Below are 18088 nucleotides of genomic sequence, written 5' to 3'. Positions count from 1 at the left end.
ATCTCGTGGCAGGACCCCGGCTACGGCAGGGCAGCGGACAGCGCCGACAGAAAACCGCTCACCGTGCCCCGGTCCCGCACAGCCACCCGCACCCACTCCGCACCCAGCCCCGGAAAGGTGTCCCCCCGCCGAACGGCGTAGCCAAGGTCACGCAACCGGTGTCGTACAGCGGCAGCACCCGGCATGCGGACCAGCACGAACGGCCCCTCCGCAGGCTCCACCACCCGCACACCCCGGTCGGCGAGAGCCGTCAACCCCGCCACCAGATGGGCCCGGTCCGCCGCGATGCGATGCGCCGCATGCCCGGCCTCCGCCAGTGCCCGTGGCGTCACACACGCCTGGGCAGCGGCCAGCGCGGGCGTCGACACCGGCCACAGCGGCTGGGCCCGCGCCAGCTCGCCAATGATCTCCGCACAAGCCAGGACGTACCCGATCCGCAGGCCGGCCAGCCCCCACGTCTTGGTCAGACTGCGCAGCACGACCAGCCCCGGCACATCGGTACGTCCGGCCAGCGCCTCCCGCTCACCCGGCACCGCGTCCATGAACGCCTCGTCGACCACCAACACCCGCCCGGGGCGGGCCAGTTGAGCGATCGCCTCCGCCGGGTGCAGCACCGACGTCGGATTCGTCGGATTCCCGATGACGACCAGGTCCGCATCCTCCGGCACCGCCGCCGGATCCAGCCGGAACCCGTCCTCCGCCCGCAGCAGTACCCGCTCCACGGTGTGCCCCGCGTCGCGCAACGCGGCCTCCGGCTCGGTGAACTGCGGGTGCACGACGACCGGCTGCCGCACTTTCAGCGCACGGGCGAGCAGCACGAACGCCTCCGCCGCGCCCGCCGTCAGCAGCACCCGCTCCGCCGGCAGCCCGTGCCGCGCCGCCACCGCCGCCCGTGCGGCCCGCCCGTCCGGGTAGGCCGCGAGGGCGCCCAGCGAGGCGGCGATCTCCTCCCGCAGCCACGGCGGGGGCGTGTCCGCACGGACGTTGACGGCGAGATCGACCAACGCGGCCCCGTCGTCGCGTACTTCGGCGTCCCCGTGGTGCCGCAGATCGTGCCCGGCCCCAGTCTCCTCAGTGCGCATGGCTGTGCGAGTGCCCCCCGTGATGGTGATGCCCGTGTCCATGCCCGTGTCCATGGCCGTGGTCGCCGTCGTCGTCCGGGTGGAAGTGCGGCTGCTGCGGCAGCCCCACCTTGTCCTCGAAGCCAGGCAGCGCGATCCGGTACACGCACGAGTCGCAGTTCATGCGCAGATCACCCTTGACGGCCTCCTCGTACCGCTCCATCACCAGGTCCAGCAGCTCCGGCTCGGGCCCGATGACATCGGCCGAGCGCACCTCGACCTCCGGGTGCGCGGCGGCCCAGCCCTCGGTCTGCTGCCGCACCCGGTCCGGCAGGATCCCGGTGAACAGGAAGTACGGCAGGACGACGATCCTGCGCGCTCCCAGCGCCTTGCAGCGGTCCAGGCCGCTCGGCACGTCCGGCGCCGCCAGCGACACGAACGCCGTCTCCACCCCGGCGTACCCACGGCCCTCCCACAGCAGCCGCGCCGCCTTGTACACCTCGGCGTTGGCGTCGGGGTCCGTCGAACCGCGCCCCACCAGCAGCACCGTCACATCGGCCCGGTCCTCGGGGCTCCTGCCGGAGGAACCCAGCGCCTCGTCCAGCCGTCGCTCCAGCACGCTCAGCAGCGCCGGATGCGGGCCGAGCGGTCGGCCGTAGGTGTACGAGATGCCCGGGTGCCGCTCCTTCTCGCGGGCCAGTGCGGCCGGGATGTCACCCTTGGCGTGCCCGGCGGACACCAGCATCAGCGGAACCGCCGCGAACCGCCGTACACCCTGCTCGACCAGTTCGGTGACGGCGTCGCCCAGCGGCGGCGGGGACAGTTCGATGAAGCCGCCCGCGACGGGCAGCTCGGGGTGGCGGCGCCCGAGCTCCCGGACGAAGTCGCGGAACGCCTCGGCTCCGGCGTCGTCACGGGTGCCGTGTCCGGCGATGAGCAGGGCGGGCGGGGTGGTCACGAGGTCTCCTCAGGTGAAACGGGGTGGTACAGCAGGGCGTTGAGCGCGGCGGCGGCGACCGCCGACCCGCCCTTCTCGGACACGTTGCTCACGGCGGGCAGCCCGCTCGCGCGCAACGCGGCCTTGGACTCGGCCGCGCCGACGAAACCGACGGGCAGGCCGATGACGAGCGCGGGGGAGGCGTCCAGGGTGAGCAGTTCCTCCAGGGCGGTCGGCGCACAGCCGATCACCCACAGGGCCCCGGGACCGACCTCCTCGTACGCGAGCCGGACGGCATGGGCCGAACGCGTCAGTCCCGGGCCGGACGTGGCGTCCTTCAGCCGGCAGACGGTCTCCCGGCGGGTGATGCCGGCCGCGACCATCTCCACGTCCACGACGACCGGCGCTCCGGCGTGCAGCGCGGCATGCGCCTTGACCAGGTCGTCCTCGGCCATGACGAGATCGGTCGCGTACTCCAGGTCGGCGGCGGAGTGGATGACCCGCTCCACCACCGCCCGGCTCAGCGGCGGGAAGTGCGAGGTGTCCAGCCGGGCGCGCAGCCGCCGGAAGGACTCCTGCTCGATGGGGTGGACGACACGGTTCACTGGGCCTCCTCCGGGCGGGTGTCCTGCCAGCGGTAGCCGCGCGGGGTCACCATGCGCCCGGCGATGTTCCGGGTCGCGGTGTTGCCCACGGTCACGACCGTCATCATGTCGACCGACGCCGGATCCAGTGCGGCGAGCGTGGTCACCCGGCTCGACTCGTCCGGCCGGGAAGCGTTGCGGACGACACCCACCGGGGTCGTCGGCTCCCGGTGCCCGGCGAGGATCGCGAGCGCCTTCGGCAGCTGCCAGTCGCGGCCCCGGGAGCGCGGGTTGTAGAAGGTGACGACGATGTCCGCCTCGGCCGCCGCCCGCACCCGCCGCTCGATGACCTCCCACGGCGTGTGCAGGTCGGACAGGCTGATGGACACGTGGTCGTGGCCCAGCGGCGCGCCCAGGATCGCCCCGGCGGCCAGCGCGGCCGTCACCCCGGGCACCCCGACCACGTCGATGTCGTCCGAGGCCTCGGCGAGCGCCGGGGAGGCCATGGCGTACACGCCCGCGTCCCCGCTGCCGATCAGCGCCACCGCGTGCCCCTTGCGGGCCTCCGCGACCGCCGTACGGGCCCGCTCCTCCTCCGCGCCGAGCCCCGACTCCAGCACCCGGGTACCGGGCCTGAGCAGATCGCGGATCTGGTCGACGTACTGGTCGAGCCCGACCAGCACCGAGGCCCGGCGCAGCTCGGCCGCCGCGCGCGGGGTGAGCAGGTCCCGGGCGCCGGGTCCGAGCCCGACCACCGCGAGCCGCCCGCGCCCAGGACGCCGTACGACGGCACAGGTCGCCATGGCCGGCTGTCCGTCGGCCCGCACGGACTTCCGCTTGGGCACGAGGAGTTCACCGCCCCGCACCAGAGCGGCCGCCTCGGCGACCGACGGGGTGCCGACGGCGGCGAGGGGAGCGTCGGACGGATGGGGCACCTCGACCGCCGCCAGCTCCCCGGCGGAGTACGTCACCAGGGGCACGCCCAGCCGCTCGGCGGCGGCGACGATGCCGGGCTCCTCCGACTTGGCGTCCACGGTGGCGAGTTCGGCCACGGACTTCGGCGACAGCCCCGCCTCCCGCAGCGCCTCCTCGATCAGCCCGAGGACCTCCGCCACGGGCGCGCCCTTGGACGCGCCGACCCCGACCACCAGCGACGGCGGCCTGAGCAGCACCTCACGCTCGCCCGGCTCGACGGCCCGATCCGTCAGCCGGACGGTGTACGCCCCCTGTGCGGAGGCGGGCAGCGGGGGCAGCGGCCACGCCGACTCGGCCTCCAGCGCGACCGGTTCACCGTCCAGCAGCGCCCGGGACACGGCCGCGACCGCACCCTCGTACGGCAGCCCCAGCGTGTCCAGCGCCGCCAGCCCGACGGAGTCCGTCGCGGTGGTCACCACCGGCTCGGCACCCAGCAACCCGCCCACCTCGCGGGCGAGTTCATTGGCCCCGCCGCCGTGCCCGCCGACCAGCGACACCGCGAACCGGCCGCCCTCGTCCACGCACACCACACCCGGGTCGGCCGTCTTGTCGCCGAGCAGCGGCGCGAGCAGTCGTACCACCGCGCCCGTCGCCAGGAAGCACACCAGCTGCTCGCACTCGGCGAACGCGGCCCGCACCGCCTCCCCGACGGGACCCTCGTACACCCGCGCCCGGTCCGGCCAGGCCGCGGCCAGCCGGTCCCGCGCCGCCGCCCCCGCCGCGGTGGCGGAAATCAGGCCGATCACAGAGCAACTCCTTCACTGGATACCGGGGTTCTGACGCCCCAGAGCAGAAACACAGGATTGGTCGCCGCGAGCCGGGTCACATCGCCCGGCAGCGGCGCCAGCCGCGAGGACTGCAGCAGCACCCCGTCGCAGGTGAACCCGGCGGCCGTGAGCGCCTCGCGCGCGGCCGGCACGCGGTCCAGGGCGGCCATGGCGACGACCACGGTCCGCCGGGCCCGCCGGGCGCACGCGGTGACGACGGCGGGCAGTTCGCGCCCCCCGCCGCCGACGAACACGGCGTCGGGATCGTCGGCGAGCCGGTCCAGAGCCTCGGGTGCCGAGCCGTGCACCACGTCCACGTCCACGCCGTGGGCGTGCGCGTTGGCGCGGATCCGCTCCACCCCGTCCGCCGCCTTCTCCACGGCGACGACGGCCGCGCCGAGCCGCGCGCACTCCACGGCCACGGAGCCGGAGCCCGCGCCGACGTCCCAGACCAGATCGCCGAGCCGGGGCCCGAGCCGGGCCAGGGCGAGCGCCCGTACCTCGAACTTGGTGATCATCGAGTCGCGGTGGGCGAACCCGCCCTCGTCCAGGGCCCATCCGACGGGCCTGGCCGGCGCCCCGGCCACCGTGCGCACCCCGCCGAGGGCGCGTGTCTCGTCGAGGCACAGCACCACGCTGACGTCCGGGCCCCAGTCCCGCGCGGCGGCCTCGGCGGGCGTGACCCGTTCCACGCGCTCGCCCGCGGAGCCGAGGGCGGACGCGACGACGAGGACACGCGGGTCGGGCAGCAGCGCCGCCCCCAGTTCCGCCGGCCCCGCGCCCGGCCCCGTCAGCACCGCCACCTTCGGCCGCGCCCGGCACACGTTGACCGCCGTACGAAGCTCCCGGCCGTGCGCGCTGACGACCACGGCGTCGTCCCACGGCAGCCCCACCCGCGCGAACGCGGCGGCGACGGACGAGACCCCGGGCCGCACATCCAGCCGCCGCGACCCGAACCGCTCGGCCAGCACCCGCACGATCCCGAAGAACCCCGGATCACCGGAGGCCAGCACGACGACCCGGCTCTCCTTCTCCAGATGCCGCTCGATGACGTCCAGCGCCGGCGCCAGTGGTCCCAGCACCACCGACTCGGCGCCCTCGGGCAGCCGCACCGCGTCCAGGTGCCGACGACCGCCGACCACCAGCGCGGCATCCGCGAGGACGTCCTCGGGAACCGGCGCGCCCGTCCCCGTACCGACGACCGTGATCAACTGCTCGCTCCCCGCTCACGCAGGGCCCGCCGGGCCTCGGGGTCGGCCTTGCGGTAGCCGTGGAAGTGACCGGGGTGGTACAGGTGCGAACGCGTCCCGTGGGCGTCCAGCGCCGGGCCGACCAGGAAGAGCGTGTGCTTCCAGAGCTTGTGCTCCTTGACCGTCTCCTCCAGCGTGCCGATCGTGCACTTCGCGACCAGCTCCTCCGGCCAGGTCGCCTGGTAGGCGACGACCACCGGGGTGTCCGTCGGGTAGCCGCCCTCCAGCAGCTCGCGCACCAGCTGCCCGCTGCGCGCGGCCGACAGGAAGATCGCCATGGTCGTGCCGTGCCGGGCGAACTCGCGCACCTCCTCGCCGGGCGGCATCGGCGTCTTGCCACCGCCGAGCCGGGTGAGGACGACCGACTGCGCGACCTCGGGGATGGTCAGCTCGCGCTGCGCGAGCGCGGCGACGGCGGAGAAGGACGAGACGCCCGGTACGACCTCCGTGGCGATCCCGATCTCCGCGCACCGGTCCAGCTGCTCCTGCGTGCCGCCCCACAGCGCCGGGTCGCCGGAGTGGATCCGCGCCACCTTCCGGCCCTCCGCGTGGGCGCGCCGGTAGACGGCGACGACGTCCTCCAGGGACATGGCCGCCGAGTCCAGGACCTCAGCGTCGGCGCGCGCGTGCTCGAGGACCTCGGCCTGGACCAGGCTCGCCGCCCAGATCACCACGTCCGCCTCCGCGATCGCGCGCGCGGCCCGGAAGGTCAGCAGGTCGGCGGCGCCGGGGCCGGCACCGACGAAGGTCACCTTGCCGGTGGGGGCATCGGCCATGGGAAGGGTCCTCTCGTACGGAGACATCAGAGACATCAGAGGTGTCGCAAACGTCGGAAACGCAAGTCGGAATCGGTGAAATGTCAGGGTCTGGGGGAGTGTGATCGGCGCCCGATGTGCGCGAAGGGCCCTCCATCGGATAGCAAGTGCCTATGGCGGTCTTCGTCGCGCTCGGCGCGTTCCTGATGACGCTGGCCGGCGGCTGGACGGCACAGCGCGTGACCGACCGTCGCCATCTCGTCCTGGGACTGGCCGGCGGTCTGATGCTGGGCGTGGTCGGCCTGGACCTGCTGCCGGAGGCGCTGCACGCGGCCCACCACGAGGTCTTCGGCGTACCCGCCGCCCTGCTGCTGTTCGTGACCGGCTTTCTGCTGGCCCATCTGGTGGAACGCACCCTGGCCGCCCGGCAGGCCGCGCACGGCGGCGCCGAGGGCCACAATCACCGGGCGCCCGAGGTGGGCCTGACGGCGGCCGCCGCGATGGTGGGGCACAGCGCCATGGACGGCGTGGCGATCGGCGCCGCCTTCCAGGTGGGCGGGGGCATGGGCACGGCCGTGGCGCTCGCCGTGATCGCGCACGACTTCGCCGACGGCTTCAACACCTTCACCATCACCAGCCTGTACGGCAACGCCCGCCGCCGTGCGATCGCGATGCTGGTGGCCGACGCCCTGGCACCCCTGGTGGGCGCGGTGTCGACCGCCTTCTTCCACATTCCCGAAGCGGTGCTCGGCGGCTATCTGGGCCTCTTCGGCGGCGTTCTGCTCTATCTCGCCGCCGCCGAGATCCTGCCCGAGGCCCACCACGAGCACCCCGCGCGCTCCACCCTGCTGTGCACGGTGGCGGGCGCGGCCTTCATCTGGCTGGTGGTGGGCCTGTCCGGCGGCTGAGCCGCCCGGCCGCCCGGTTCGCCTCACAGCTTCCCGCCCCGCCCGCCGTCCCGCCGCGGGGGCGCGATCAGCGTCGACAGATACGGCAACGGCACCCCGTCCAGCTCGGCGGCCGGCCGTACCGACTCCTCCGGCAGCCCGAGGGCCGACCCCCACACGGCGTCACCGAGCCGCCCCGTCTCCCGCAGCGCCTCGGCGACCTCTCCGGCCTGCCGCCCGAACTTGTACGCGACGACGGTCCCCGGCCCGGCCAGCGCCTCCTTGAGCACGGCGGACCCGGCCGTCACCGGCACCAGCGTCAGCGGCTCGGTGCCCTCGGTCAGCACGGCACCGGAGCGCGCCGCGAGATCCTGCATGGCGGTGATCCCGGGCACGGTCTCCACTTCGACACCCGGCACCAGCTCGGCGATCGTCTGCGCGAGGTAGGTGAACGTGGAGTACACGTTCGGGTCGCCGATGGTGGCGAAGGCGACGGACGCGTGCTGCCTCAGCAGCCCGGCGACCCGCTCGCCCGCCGCATCCCAGGCGGCCTCCCGGCGCGCCCGGTCGGTCCGCTCGTTCAGCGCGAACACCACCCGGACGACCTTGTCCTCGGGCACGTAGTGCAACACGGTCGCCTCGGCCCGCCCCCGCTCGCCCATGTCCTTGCCATCGGCTGCGGCCATCACGGGTACGACGACGACATCGGCCGCCCGCAGGGCATTGACCCCCTTGACGGTCACCAGCTCCGGATCACCGGGACCGACCCCGACTCCGACCAGCCTGCTGCTCATGACGTCCGGCACCTCTCCACGAACCGACGGGCGACACCGGGCTCGGACGCCCAGTGCGTGTGCAGATAACTCGCGTGCACGCCCTGCTGTATGAAACCTTCCAACCGCCGCACGGGCGCCCGCACACCCCACGCCGGAGCGGCCCCGGCACCGGGCTCGACGACGGTGCGGTGGAACTCGTGCCCCCGCATCCGCGTCCCGGCCACGGCCAGCACACTGTCCCCGACGGCCACGGCGTCCCGGTAGCCCAGGGTGAGCCGTTCCGTCATCCGGGCGGTGGCATCCAGCACCCCGCACATGGGCTGCCCGTCCAGCTCCCGGCACAGATAGAGCAGCCCGGCGCACTCGGCCGCCACAGGGGCGCCACCGAGGGCCAGTTCGGCAACGGCTTTACGCAGCGGCTCGTTGGCGGACAACTCGGCGGCGTACACCTCGGGGAAACCGCCGCCGATGACCAAACCCGCGGTTCCGTCGGGCAGTTGCTCGTCCCGCAGCGGATCGAAGGTGACGACCTCGGCACCGGCGGCGGTGAGCAGCTCGGTGTGCTCGGCGTAGGAGAAGGTGAACGCGGACCCACCGGCAACGGCGACACGCGGCGGCCGCCTCTCAGCCAACCGAGTCGGGTGGTGGGTGGGCGAGGCGGGGGTCCAGGGGGCGGAGCCCCCTGGGAGGGCACCTGCAGTACGGGCAAGTGCCTCGAGGGCGCCCAGGTCACACCCGTCGGAGATCAACGCGGCCATGGCGGCAACGGCGTCCACCGCAACAGCCCCCCGTTCGGCAACCGGCACCAACCCCAGATGCCGCGACGGCGTCGACACCCGCTCAGCCCGCCGCAGCACCCCCAACACCGGCACCCCCGCCGAGTCCAGCGCCTCCCGCAGCAGCTCCTCATGCCGGTCGGACGCGACCTTGTTCAAGATCACGCCCCTGACCCGCACCTCCGGATCCCAGGAAGCGAACCCGTGCACCAGCGCAGCCACCGACCGCGACTGCGACGACGCGTCGACGACGAGCACCACCGGCGCCCTGAGCAGCTTGGCGACGTGCGCGGTGGACGCGAGTTCCCCCTCGCCCGCCGCCCCGTCGTACAGCCCCATCACACCCTCGACGACGGCGATGTCACACCCCCGCGCCCCGTGCAGGAACAGCGGAGCGACCAGCTCCGGCCCGCACAGGTACGCGTCCAGGTTGCGCCCCACCCGCCCGGTCGCGAGCGCGTGGTACCCGGGGTCGATGTAGTCCGGCCCGACCTTGTGCGGGGACACGACGAGCCCCCGCGCGGCGAACGCGGCCATCAGCCCCGTGGCGACGGTGGTCTTGCCGCTGCCCGAGGAGGGCGCGGCGATGACCAGCCGAGGCACCGACGATGTCACCACTCGATGCCCTTCTGGCCCTTCTGCCCCACGTCCATGGGGTGCTTGACCTTGGACATGTCGGTGACGAGGTCGGCGAAGTCCACCAGCTTCTCCGGCGCGTTGCGCCCGGTGATGACGACGTGCTGGGTGCCCGGCCGGTCCCGCAACACGGAGATCACCTCATCGGTGTCCACCCACCCCCAGTGCATCGGATAGGCGAACTCGTCCAGCACGTACAGCCGGTAGGTCTCGGCGGCCAGGTCCCGCTTGACCTGCTCCCAGCCCTCCCGGGCCTTCTCCTCGTTGTCCATCTGGGCGTCCCGCTGGACCCACGACCAGCCCTCGCCCATCTTGTGCCAGTCGACGGTCCCGCCCTCGCCGGAGGCACCGAGCACGCGCAGCGCGTTCTCCTCGCCGACCTTCCACTTCGCCGACTTGACGAACTGGAACACCCCGATGGGCCACCCCTGGTTCCAGGCGCGCAGCGCGAGCCCGAACGCGGCGGTGGACTTGCCCTTGCCGATCCCGGTGTGCACGACGACGAGCGGCCGGTTCCGCCGTTGACGAGTCGTCAAACCGTCATCGGGTACCACACTTGGCTGTCCCTGAGGCATTACGCGGCCCTCCTCTGTACGTCCTTCACCAGCCCGGCGATCGAGTCCGCCCGCAACTCGTCGAGCGTCACCGCCGTACCACCCAGCTCACCCGCCAGCTGCCCGGCGAGCCCGAGCCGCACCGGCCCCGACTCGCAGTCCACGACCACCGAGGCGACCGACTCGGCCGCGAACAACCGAGCCGCGCGCCCCGCCAACGCGACCGGCTCGGGGCCACCCGTGGCCCGCCCATCCGTCACGACGACCATCAGCGCCCGCCGCGCCGGATCCCGCAGCCGCTCCACGCGCAGCACGTCGTGCGCCTTGAGCAGCCCGGCGGCCAGCGGCGTACGGCCACCGGTCGGCAGCGACTCCAGCCGGACCGCCGCCGCGTCCACGGAGGAGGTCGGCGGCAGCGCGACATCCGCGGCCGCCCCCCGGAAGGTCACCAGACCCACCTTGTCGCGCCGCTGGTAGGCGTCGAGCAGCAGCGACAGCACGGCACCCTTCACGGCGCTCATCCGCTGCCGCGCGGCCATCGACCCCGAGGCGTCCACGACGAACAGCACGAGGTTGCCCTCGCGCCCCTCCCGGGTCGCCTGCCGCAGATCGTCCCGGCGGACCACCAGCCCCGGCCCGGACCGGCCGCGCGCCCGCTGGTGCGGGGCCGCGGCCTGCACGGTGGCGGCCAGGTGCAGCTTGGTCAGCGCGCCCCGGGGCCGCCGGGCCCCGGTCGTCCGCCCGTGCTCGGTCCGCGCCCGCGAGCGCCGCCCGGCGGCACCCTCCCCGATCCCGGGCACGCTCAGCACCTTGGTCCGGAACGGCTCGGAGGCGCGCACGGCCGACTGTTCCTGCGAGCCGGACGCCTGCGGCTCCCCGCCCTCACCGGCCTCGGGCCGTGCGGCGGTGTCCCCGTCCCCGTGCGGACCGGAGTCGGGCCGCGGCTGACCGCCGCCGCCACCGGGACCGTCCGGATCGGGATCGTCCTCGCCCTCGTCCTCCCCGGAGAACTGCTCCAGCGTCTCGTCCAGCTTGTCCTCGTCCAGGCCCGGCGCGTCGAAGGGGTTACGCCGCCTGCGGTGCGGCAGCGCGAGCAGCGCCGCCTGCCGCACGTCCTCGGCGAGGACGTCGGTCCGCCCGGCCCACGCGGCCAGCGCGGTCGCCGTACGCGCCATCACGATGTCGGCGCGCATGCCGTCCACCTCGAAGGCCGCGCAGGTCGCCGCGATCTGCCGCAGCGCACCGTCGCCCAGCCGCACCTGCGGCAGCAACGCACGTGCCGCGACGATCCGTTGCCGTACGCCGGCCTCCTCCTCGGCCCACCGCGCGGCGAAGCCGGCCGGATCGTCGTCGTAGGCCAGCCGGCGCCGCACCACCTCGACCCGCTGGTCCGGCTCCCGCGAGGCCACGACCTCCACGGTCAGCCCGAACCGGTCCAGCAGCTGCGGCCGCAGTTCGCCCTCTTCGGGGTTCATGGTGCCGACGAGCAGGAAACGCGCCGCGTGCCGTACGGACACACCCTCGCGCTCCACGTACGAGGCACCCATCGCCGCCGCGTCCAGCAGCAGGTCGACCAGGTGGTCGTGGAGGAGGTTGACCTCGTCGACGTACAGGATCCCGCGGTGCGCGTCGGCCAGCAGGCCCGGCTCGAAGGCCTTCACGCCCTCGGCGAGCGCCCGCTCGATGTCCAGGGCGCCGACCAGCCGGTCCTCGGAGGCGCCGACGGGCAGCTCGACCATCCGTGCCGGGCGTGCCGTACCGGCTCCCGGCTCGTGCGGGCCGTCGGGGCAGGACGGGTCCGGGGCCGCCGGGTCACAGGAGAACCGGCAGCCGGGGACGACCGCGACCTCGGGCAGCAGCGCCGAAAGGGCGCGCACCGCCGTCGACTTGGCCGTGCCCTTCTCGCCGCGCACCAGCACACCGCCGACAGCGGGGCTGACCGCGTTCAGCAGCAACGCGAGCCGCAGATCGTCCTGGCCGACGACGGCCGTGAAAGGAAAGGGAGTCGTCACTGGTCGTCGCCCTCCAAGTCGCCTTCCAGCTCCAGGTAGGTGGCGCGCAGCCGCTCCAGCGTGTCCGCGTCCGGCTCGGCCCACAGGCCCCGGTCCGCCGCCTCCAGCAGCCGCTCGGTGATGCCGCGCAGCGCCCACGGGTTGGACTTCTTCATGAAATCCCGGTTCTCCGGGTCGAAGACGTACTCCGCGCTGAGCTTCTCGTACATCCAGTCGTCGACCACGCCGGCGGTGGCGTCGTAGCCGAACAGATAGTCCACGGTCGCCGCCATCTCGAAGGCGCCCTTGTAGCCGTGCCGGCGCATCGCCGCCATCCAGCGCGGGTTGACCACCCGGGCACGGAACACGCGGTGCGTCTCCTCGCCGAGCGTGCGGGTCTTCACCTGGTCCGGTACGGCACTGTCACCCACGTAGGCCTCGGGGTTGGCGCCGGTCAGGTGGCGGACCATGGCGACCATGCCGCCGTGGTACTGGAAGTAGTCGTCGGCGTCGACCAGGTCGTGCTCCCGGGTGTCGACGTTCTTCGCGGCGACCGCGATCCGCTTGAACGCGGTCTCCATGTCGCCGCGCGCCGCCCGCCCGTCGAGCCCGCGCCCGTACGCGTAGCCGCCCCAGACGGCGTACACCTCGGCCAGATCCGCGTCGCTGCGCCAGTTGCGGGCGTCGATCAGCGGCAGCAGACCGGCGCCGTACGCGCCCGGCTTCGAGCCGAAGATACGGGCCGTCGCGCGCCGCCGGTCGCCGTGCCCGGCGGTGTCCTCGTCGGCGTGCGCCTTGACGAAGTTGCTCTCGGCGGGCTCGTCCAGCTCGGCCACGGCCCGCACCGCGTCGTCGATCAGGCCGACGACGTGCGGGAAGGCGTCCCGGAAGAACCCGGAGATCCGGACCGTGACATCGATGCGCGGCCGGCCCAGCTCGGCCGGCGGCACCACCTCGAAGCCCGTGACCCGGCGCGAGGCGTCGTCCCACACCGGACGGCAGCCCAGCAGCGCCAGGATCTCGGCGATGTCGTCGCCCTGGGTACGCATCGCGGACGTGCCCCAGACCGTCAGGCCGACGGACTTCGGATACTCGCCCGTGTCCTGGAGGTAGCGCTGCACCAGCGAGTCGGCCAGCGACTGCCCGACCTCCCAGCTCAGCCGGGACGGAATGGCCTTGGGGTCGACCGAGTAGAAGTTCCGGCCCGTCGGCAGCACGTTGACCAGACCACGGGTCGGGGAGCCGGAGGGACCTGCCGGGACGTAACCGCCGTCCAGGGCCCGCAGGATGTGCCCGATCTCGTCGCCGGTGCGGGCGAGCCGGGGTACGACTTCGTCGCAGGCGAACTCCAACACCGCGACCGCGTCGGGGAGTTGGCTGCCGAGCGCGTCACTCAGGACCGCGGGTACGGCCGTGCGCTCCCAGGCCCGCGCCTCCATCCCCTCCGCGATCCGCCGGCACAGCTGCTCCAGCAGGTCGATCGCGTCGGAGGCGGTACGAGCCGGGCCCTGCACCAGGTCCGTCAGCTCCACCGGCACCTTCACCGCGGCGCCCGGCTCGGCGAGCAGCTCCTTCTCGACGAGCCCGAAGTGAGCCGCCAGCGAGGCCCGCAGCCCCGGCAGCGCGTTCGCCTGCCCGCCCCACACCTGCGAGGCGCGCAGCACGGCGAGGACCAGGTTCACACGGGGTTCGGCGACCGGCCCGCCGCCGAGGATGTGGAGCCCGTCCCGGATCTGCACGTCCTTGATCTCGCACAGATAGCCGTCGATGTGCATGACGAACTCGTCGAAAGCGTCGTCGCCCGGCTGCTCGTCCACGTGCAGGTCGTGGTGCAGCTCCGCCGCCTTGACCAGCGTCCAGATCTGGGCGCGGACGGCCGGGGCCTTCGTCGGGTCCAGATCGGAGACGAGCGCGTACTCGTCCAGCAGCTGTTCCAGCTTGGCCAGGTCGCCGTAGGTGTCGGCGCGGGCCATCGGCGGCACCAGGTGGTCCACCACCGTGGCGTGGCCGCGCCGCTTGGCCTGGGTGCCCTCGCCGGGGTCGTTGACGATGAACGGGTAGATGAGGGGGAGGTCACCGAGGACCGCGTCCGGAGCGCACCCGCGCGACAGACCCAGCCCCTTGCCGGGCAGCCACTCCATCGTGCCGTGCTTGCCCATGTGCACGACCGCGTCCGCGCCGAACGAGTTCTCGAGCCACCGGTACGCCGCCATGTAGTGGTGCGAGGGCGGCATGTCCGGGTCGTGGTAGATCGCGATCGGGTTCTCGCCGAAGCCGCGCGGCGGCTGGATCATGACCACGACGTTCCCGAACTGGAGCGACGCCAGCACGATGTCCTCGCCGTCGACGTACAGGCTGCCCGGCGGCTCGCCCCACGCCTCGGTCATCGCGTCACGCAGCTCCGGGTCCAGCTCCTCGAACCACGCCCGGTAGTCGGCCAGCGGCACCCGCGCGGGCGCCGCCGCCAGCTGCTCCTCCGTCAGCCACTCCACGTCATGGCCGCCGGCCTCGATCAGCCGGTGGATCAGCTCGTCGCCGCCGGAGGGGTACGCGGTGAGCCCGTAGCCGGCGTCCCGGAGGGCGTCCAGCACCCGCACCGCCGACGCGGGCGTGTCCAGACCGACCGCGTTGCCGACCCGCGAGTGCTTGGTGGGGTACGCCGTGAAGACGAGCGCGATGCGCTTGTCCGCGTTCGGCTTGTGCTTCAGCCGCGCGTGCCGGAGGGCGATTCCGGCCACTCGGCCCGCCCGCTCGGGGTCGGCGACGTACACCGGCACCTCGTCCGGGCCCTGCTCCTTGAAGGAGAACGGCACGGTGATCAGCCGGCCGTCGAACTCCGGGATCGCGACCTGCATCGCCGCGTCCATGGGGGAGAGGGCGGCGTCCGACTCGTCCCACGCGGCCCGCGAGGAGGTGAGGCAAAGCCCTTGCAGGACGGGGATGTTCAGATCGGCGAGCGCGCCGATGTCCCAGGACTCCTCGTCGCCGCCCGCCGAGGCCTGCGAGGCGTGCGTGCCGCCGGCCGCGAGCACGGTGGCGACCAGCGCGTCGGCCTTGCCCAGCAGCTCGTACAGCCCGGCGTCCGCGCCGCGCAGCGAACCGCAGTACACGGGGAGGGCGTTGGCGCCCTTCGCCTCGATGGCGTCGCACAGGGTGTCCACGAAGCCGGTGTTGCCGCTGAGCTCGTGCGCCCGGTAGAAGAGCACGCCCACGGTGGGACGGCCGTCCCGGATCCTGTACGAGCCGTGGACGCCGTACTCCGGCATCTTCCGTGGCTCCTCGAAGCCCTCACCGGTCAGCAGCACGGTGTCCGACAGGAACCGGGACAGCTCCAGCAGGTTCGCGGGGCCGCCCTCGACCAGGTACTTCAGCGCCTCCGCCACCACACCGGCCGGCACCGACGACTCGGCCATCAGCTCGGCGTCGGGGACCGCCTCGCCGCCCAGCAGCACGGTCGGGATCCCGGCCGCCTTCAGCGCGGCCAGCCCCTCCTCCCAGGCGCGCTTGCCGCCCAGCAGCCGTACGACGGCGAGGTCCGCCTCCCGGAGGAGGCCCGGCAGTTCGTCGGCGACGTCCACCCGGGTCGGGTTGCCGATGCGGTAGTCCGCGCCGGAGGCCCGTGCCGCCAGCAGATCCGTGTCGGCGGTCGACAACAACAACACTGTGCTCATGCAGGCGCTCCCGGTGGGATGAAAGGCAGTCCTTGCGGCGCGCCCGACTCGATGAGCCGCCACAGCGCGTCCGTGTCCGCGTGTTGTTCGATCAGGTCGCCGAGCCGGTCGAGCTGCTCCTCGCGCAGCGCGGCGAAAGAGGTGTCCGGCGCCGGCACGAAGCGGCGGCCCGCGGCGGCGGCCACCTCGCGCAGGAAGGCCCGCCGGAAGCCGTCCGACTCCAGCGAACCGTGCCAGTGCGTGCCCCAGGTGTGGCCGACCCGGCAGCCGTCCAGGAAGGCTTCTCCGCCGAGGACGTCGGCGACCCCGTGGTGGATCTCGTACCCCTCGACCCGCTCGCCCAGGGCCTCGCCGGCCGGCCGGGTCAGGGTCTTCTCGCGGGCGAACCGCACCCGTACGGGCAGCACACCGAGCCCGTCGACCGCGCCGGCCCGCGACTCGACCTCGTCCTCGATGTGCTCGCCGAGGATCTGGAAGCCGCCGCAGATGCCGAGGACCGGGCGGCCTTCGGCGGCCCGCCGCACGAGGGCGTCCGCCAGTCCGCGCTCGCGCAGCCACCGCAGCGCGCGCACCGTGCCCCGGGTGCCCGGAATCACCACGAGGTCCGCGTCCGCCAGCTCCTCGGGGCGGTCCACGAACCGCACCACGACGCCCGGTTCGGCGGCGAGCGCGTCCACGTCCGTGAAGTTGGACATCAGCGGGATCGCACACACCGCGACCCGCAGTACGTCCTCGCCGACGGGCGGGGTCACGGCGGACTCGCGCACGGTGCCGCGCAGCGACACCCGCAGTCCGTCCTCCTCGTCGATGCCGAGCCCGTGCCGGAAGGGCAGCACGCCGTACGTGTGCCGCCCGGTGAGGCCGTGCAGCATGTCGAGACCCGGCTCCAGCAGGCTGACATCACCCCGGAACTTGTTCACCAGGAATCCGGCGACCAGCTCCTGGTCCTCCGGCGAGAGCAGGGCGACGGTCCCGAAGAAGGAGGCGAAGACACCGCCGCGGTCGATGTCGCCGACGACGAGCACGGGCAGCCGCGCGTTCCGCGCGATCCCCATGTTCACGATGTCCGTCCGCCGCAGATTGATCTCCGCCGGTGAACCGGCACCCTCACAGATCACCGCGTCATACGTGCCCCGCAACTCGGCCAGGCAGTCCAGCACCGTGCCGAGGAGCTTCTGCTGCCGTCCGCCGTGATACCCGCGCGCGCTCAGCTCGCCCACCGGCCTGCCCAGCAGCACCACCTGGCTGCTCTGTTCGCCGCCCGGCTTGAGCAGCACCGGGTTCATCAGCGCGGTCGGCTCGATCCGGCACGCCTGGGCCTGCATGGCCTGCGCCCGCCCGATCTCCGCGCCCTCCCGGGTCACGAAGGAGTTGAGCGACATGTTCTGCGCCTTGAACGGCGCGACCTTCACGCCCTGCCGCACCAGCCACCGGCAGATCCCGGCCGTCACGACGCTCTTGCCGGCGTCGGAGGTGGTACCGGCGACGAGGAGACCCCCGCTCACTTGCCACGTCCCTTCACGAGTCGGCGCGCGGCGAGACTGACGCCGAGCGCGAGCAGGCCGACGCGGCGGGAGAGCCGTACGGCCCGGTCGATGTCGGTGACCCGGACGGCGCGTCCGGCCCGCCCGTTGAGCACGGGGCGGTGCTCGACCCGGCCGCCGTAGGACAGCGTGCCGCCCAGCCGCACCCCCAGCGCCCCCGCGAACGAGGCCTCCACGGGCCCGGCGTTGGGGCTGGGGTGCTTGCGGGCGTCGGCCTTCCAGGCGCGCAGGGCGCCCCGGGCATCGGGTCCGGCCGCGGCGGCGAGTACGGCGGTGAGCCGCGCCCCCGGCCAGCCGGCCACGTCGTCGAGCCGGGCGGAGGCCCAGCCGTAGCGGCGGTAGCGGGGGGACTTGTGACCCACCATCGCGTCCAGGGTGTTGACGGCCCGGAACCCGAGCAGCCCCGGCACCCCCGCCACGGCCCCCCACACCAGCGCGCCCACGACCGCGTCGGAGGTGTTCTCGGCGACCGACTCGACCACGGCCCGGGCGATCCCGTCGGCGTCCAGCGCCTGCGGGTCCCGGCCGCACAGGTGCGGCAGCCGCTCCCGGGCCGCCTCGACGTCCCCGCGCTCCAGGGCGCTGCCGATGGTGCGGGCCTCGCGGGCGAGCGAGGTACCGCCGACGACCGCCCAGGTGGCGGCGGCGGTCAGCGCGACGGAGGCGGCGGGGGAGGGGCGTACGGCGCGTGCGGCCAGCGAGCCGAGTGCGACGGCGCCACCGGCGCACACGACGGTGTGCAGGGCGCCCCAGCCGCGGTGGTCGCGCCACAACGCGCGGTCCACGGCAGCGGCCGCACGCCCGAACGCGGCGACCGGATGCCCGCGGCGCGGATCGCCGAGGAGCAGGTCACCGAGAAGGCCGGCGGCGGCGCCGTACGCGTAGGTGCGATCGGCCCCCATCGGCTCAGCCGGCCGTGGGTAC

14 protein-coding genes are annotated in these 18088 nt (G+C 73.8%); 1 reads left to right on the top strand and 13 read right to left on the bottom strand.

The window, feature by feature from the left end:
- Positions 1–20: 20 nt before the first annotated feature.
- From cobC to cobM, 6 genes are read right to left on the bottom strand one after another with little or no spacing between them, the layout of a single operon-like run.
- Positions 21–1082: an Rv2231c family pyridoxal phosphate-dependent protein CobC gene (gene cobC, locus ACWC0C_RS24605; protein WP_449198432.1), complete on the bottom strand. Its 1062-nt coding sequence runs from the start codon at positions 1080–1082 to the stop codon at positions 21–23.
- Positions 1072–2019 carry a sirohydrochlorin chelatase gene (locus tag ACWC0C_RS24600; protein WP_449198431.1) on the bottom strand — a complete coding sequence of 316 codons (948 nt, stop codon included), beginning with the start codon at positions 2017–2019 and terminating at the stop codon, positions 1072–1074. Before ACWC0C_RS24600 ends, cobC begins: the two co-directional genes overlap by 11 nt.
- Complete coding sequence (locus tag ACWC0C_RS24595; protein WP_450865892.1) at positions 2016–2603, bottom strand: precorrin-8X methylmutase; 588 nt, start codon at positions 2601–2603, stop codon at positions 2016–2018. The genes ACWC0C_RS24600 and ACWC0C_RS24595 overlap by 4 nt, the downstream gene beginning before the upstream one ends.
- Positions 2600–4303: a precorrin-3B C(17)-methyltransferase gene (gene cobJ / locus ACWC0C_RS24590; RefSeq protein WP_450865890.1), complete on the bottom strand. Its 1704-nt coding sequence runs from the start codon at positions 4301–4303 to the stop codon at positions 2600–2602. Before cobJ ends, ACWC0C_RS24595 begins: the two co-directional genes overlap by 4 nt.
- The gene (gene cbiE, locus ACWC0C_RS24585) at positions 4300–5535 is read right to left on the bottom strand and encodes a precorrin-6y C5,15-methyltransferase (decarboxylating) subunit CbiE (protein ID WP_450865889.1); all 1236 of its coding nucleotides are present in this window, start codon (positions 5533–5535) and stop codon (positions 4300–4302) included. Before cbiE ends, cobJ begins: the two co-directional genes overlap by 4 nt.
- Positions 5532–6350: a precorrin-4 C(11)-methyltransferase gene (gene cobM / locus ACWC0C_RS24580; protein ID WP_449198427.1), complete on the bottom strand. Its 819-nt coding sequence runs from the start codon at positions 6348–6350 to the stop codon at positions 5532–5534. The genes cbiE and cobM overlap by 4 nt, the downstream gene beginning before the upstream one ends.
- Before the next feature lie 152 nt (positions 6351–6502).
- Here cobM and ACWC0C_RS24575 point away from each other — a divergent pair, with 152 nt between their 5' ends.
- Complete coding sequence (locus ACWC0C_RS24575; RefSeq protein WP_449198426.1) at positions 6503–7237, top strand: ZIP family metal transporter; 735 nt, start codon at positions 6503–6505, stop codon at positions 7235–7237.
- A 23-nt stretch (positions 7238–7260) separates the two neighbouring features.
- Here ACWC0C_RS24575 and cobI read toward each other — a convergent pair whose 3' ends face one another.
- The 7 genes from cobI to ACWC0C_RS24540 are packed head-to-tail and all read right to left on the bottom strand — an operon-like array spanning position 7261 to position 18066.
- Complete coding sequence (cobI, locus tag ACWC0C_RS24570) at positions 7261–8010, bottom strand: precorrin-2 C(20)-methyltransferase (RefSeq protein ID WP_450865887.1); 750 nt, start codon at positions 8008–8010, stop codon at positions 7261–7263.
- On the bottom strand, positions 8007–9383 hold the full coding sequence (locus tag ACWC0C_RS24565; RefSeq protein ID WP_450865885.1) for a cobyrinate a,c-diamide synthase: 1377 nt from the start codon (positions 9381–9383) through the stop codon (positions 8007–8009). The genes cobI and ACWC0C_RS24565 overlap by 4 nt, the downstream gene beginning before the upstream one ends.
- A complete protein-coding gene (gene cobO, locus ACWC0C_RS24560; protein WP_449198423.1) occupies positions 9380–9979 on the bottom strand; it encodes a cob(I)yrinic acid a,c-diamide adenosyltransferase in 600 nt (199 codons plus the stop codon). Before cobO ends, ACWC0C_RS24565 begins: the two co-directional genes overlap by 4 nt.
- The gene (locus ACWC0C_RS24555; RefSeq protein WP_450865883.1) at positions 9979–11970 is read right to left on the bottom strand and encodes a putative cobaltochelatase; all 1992 of its coding nucleotides are present in this window, start codon (positions 11968–11970) and stop codon (positions 9979–9981) included. The genes cobO and ACWC0C_RS24555 overlap by 1 nt, the downstream gene beginning before the upstream one ends.
- Entirely contained in the window at positions 11967–15620 is a 3654-nt protein-coding gene (cobN, locus tag ACWC0C_RS24550; protein WP_450865881.1) for a cobaltochelatase subunit CobN, read from the bottom strand. Before cobN ends, ACWC0C_RS24555 begins: the two co-directional genes overlap by 4 nt.
- Positions 15617–17125 (bottom strand): cobyric acid synthase, encoded by a 1509-nt coding sequence (locus ACWC0C_RS24545; RefSeq protein ID WP_450865880.1) that lies wholly within the window; start codon positions 17123–17125, stop codon positions 15617–15619. The genes cobN and ACWC0C_RS24545 overlap by 4 nt, the downstream gene beginning before the upstream one ends.
- Positions 17122–18066: a cobalamin biosynthesis protein gene (locus tag ACWC0C_RS24540; protein ID WP_449198419.1), complete on the bottom strand. Its 945-nt coding sequence runs from the start codon at positions 18064–18066 to the stop codon at positions 17122–17124. Before ACWC0C_RS24540 ends, ACWC0C_RS24545 begins: the two co-directional genes overlap by 4 nt.
- Between the last annotated feature and the right edge of the window lie 22 nt (positions 18067–18088).

The sequence above is a fragment of the Streptomyces sp. NPDC001709 genome, assembly GCF_053596375.1.
The sequence above is the reverse complement of the archived record's forward strand: the minus strand, read 5'-3'. Positions and strand labels throughout refer to the sequence as shown.

Bases quoted from the DNA above. Each gene is read 5' to 3' on its own strand.
- cobC (WP_449198432.1), bottom strand. From the start codon at position 1,082: ATGCGCACTGAGGAGACTGGGGCCGGGCACGATCTGCGGCACCACGGG.
- cobM (WP_449198427.1), bottom strand. From the start codon at position 6,350: ATGGCCGATGCCCCCACCGGCAAGGTGACCTTCGTCGGTGCCGGCCCC.
- ACWC0C_RS24575 (WP_449198426.1), top strand. From the start codon at position 6,503: ATGGCGGTCTTCGTCGCGCTCGGCGCGTTCCTGATGACGCTGGCCGGC.
- cobI (WP_450865887.1), bottom strand. From the start codon at position 8,010: ATGAGCAGCAGGCTGGTCGGAGTCGGGGTCGGTCCCGGTGATCCGGAG.
- cobO (WP_449198423.1), bottom strand. From the start codon at position 9,979: ATGCCTCAGGGACAGCCAAGTGTGGTACCCGATGACGGTTTGACGACT.
- cobN (WP_450865881.1), bottom strand. From the start codon at position 15,620: ATGAGCACAGTGTTGTTGTTGTCGACCGCCGACACGGATCTGCTGGCG.
- ACWC0C_RS24540 (WP_449198419.1), bottom strand. From the start codon at position 18,066: ATGGGGGCCGATCGCACCTACGCGTACGGCGCCGCCGCCGGCCTTCTC.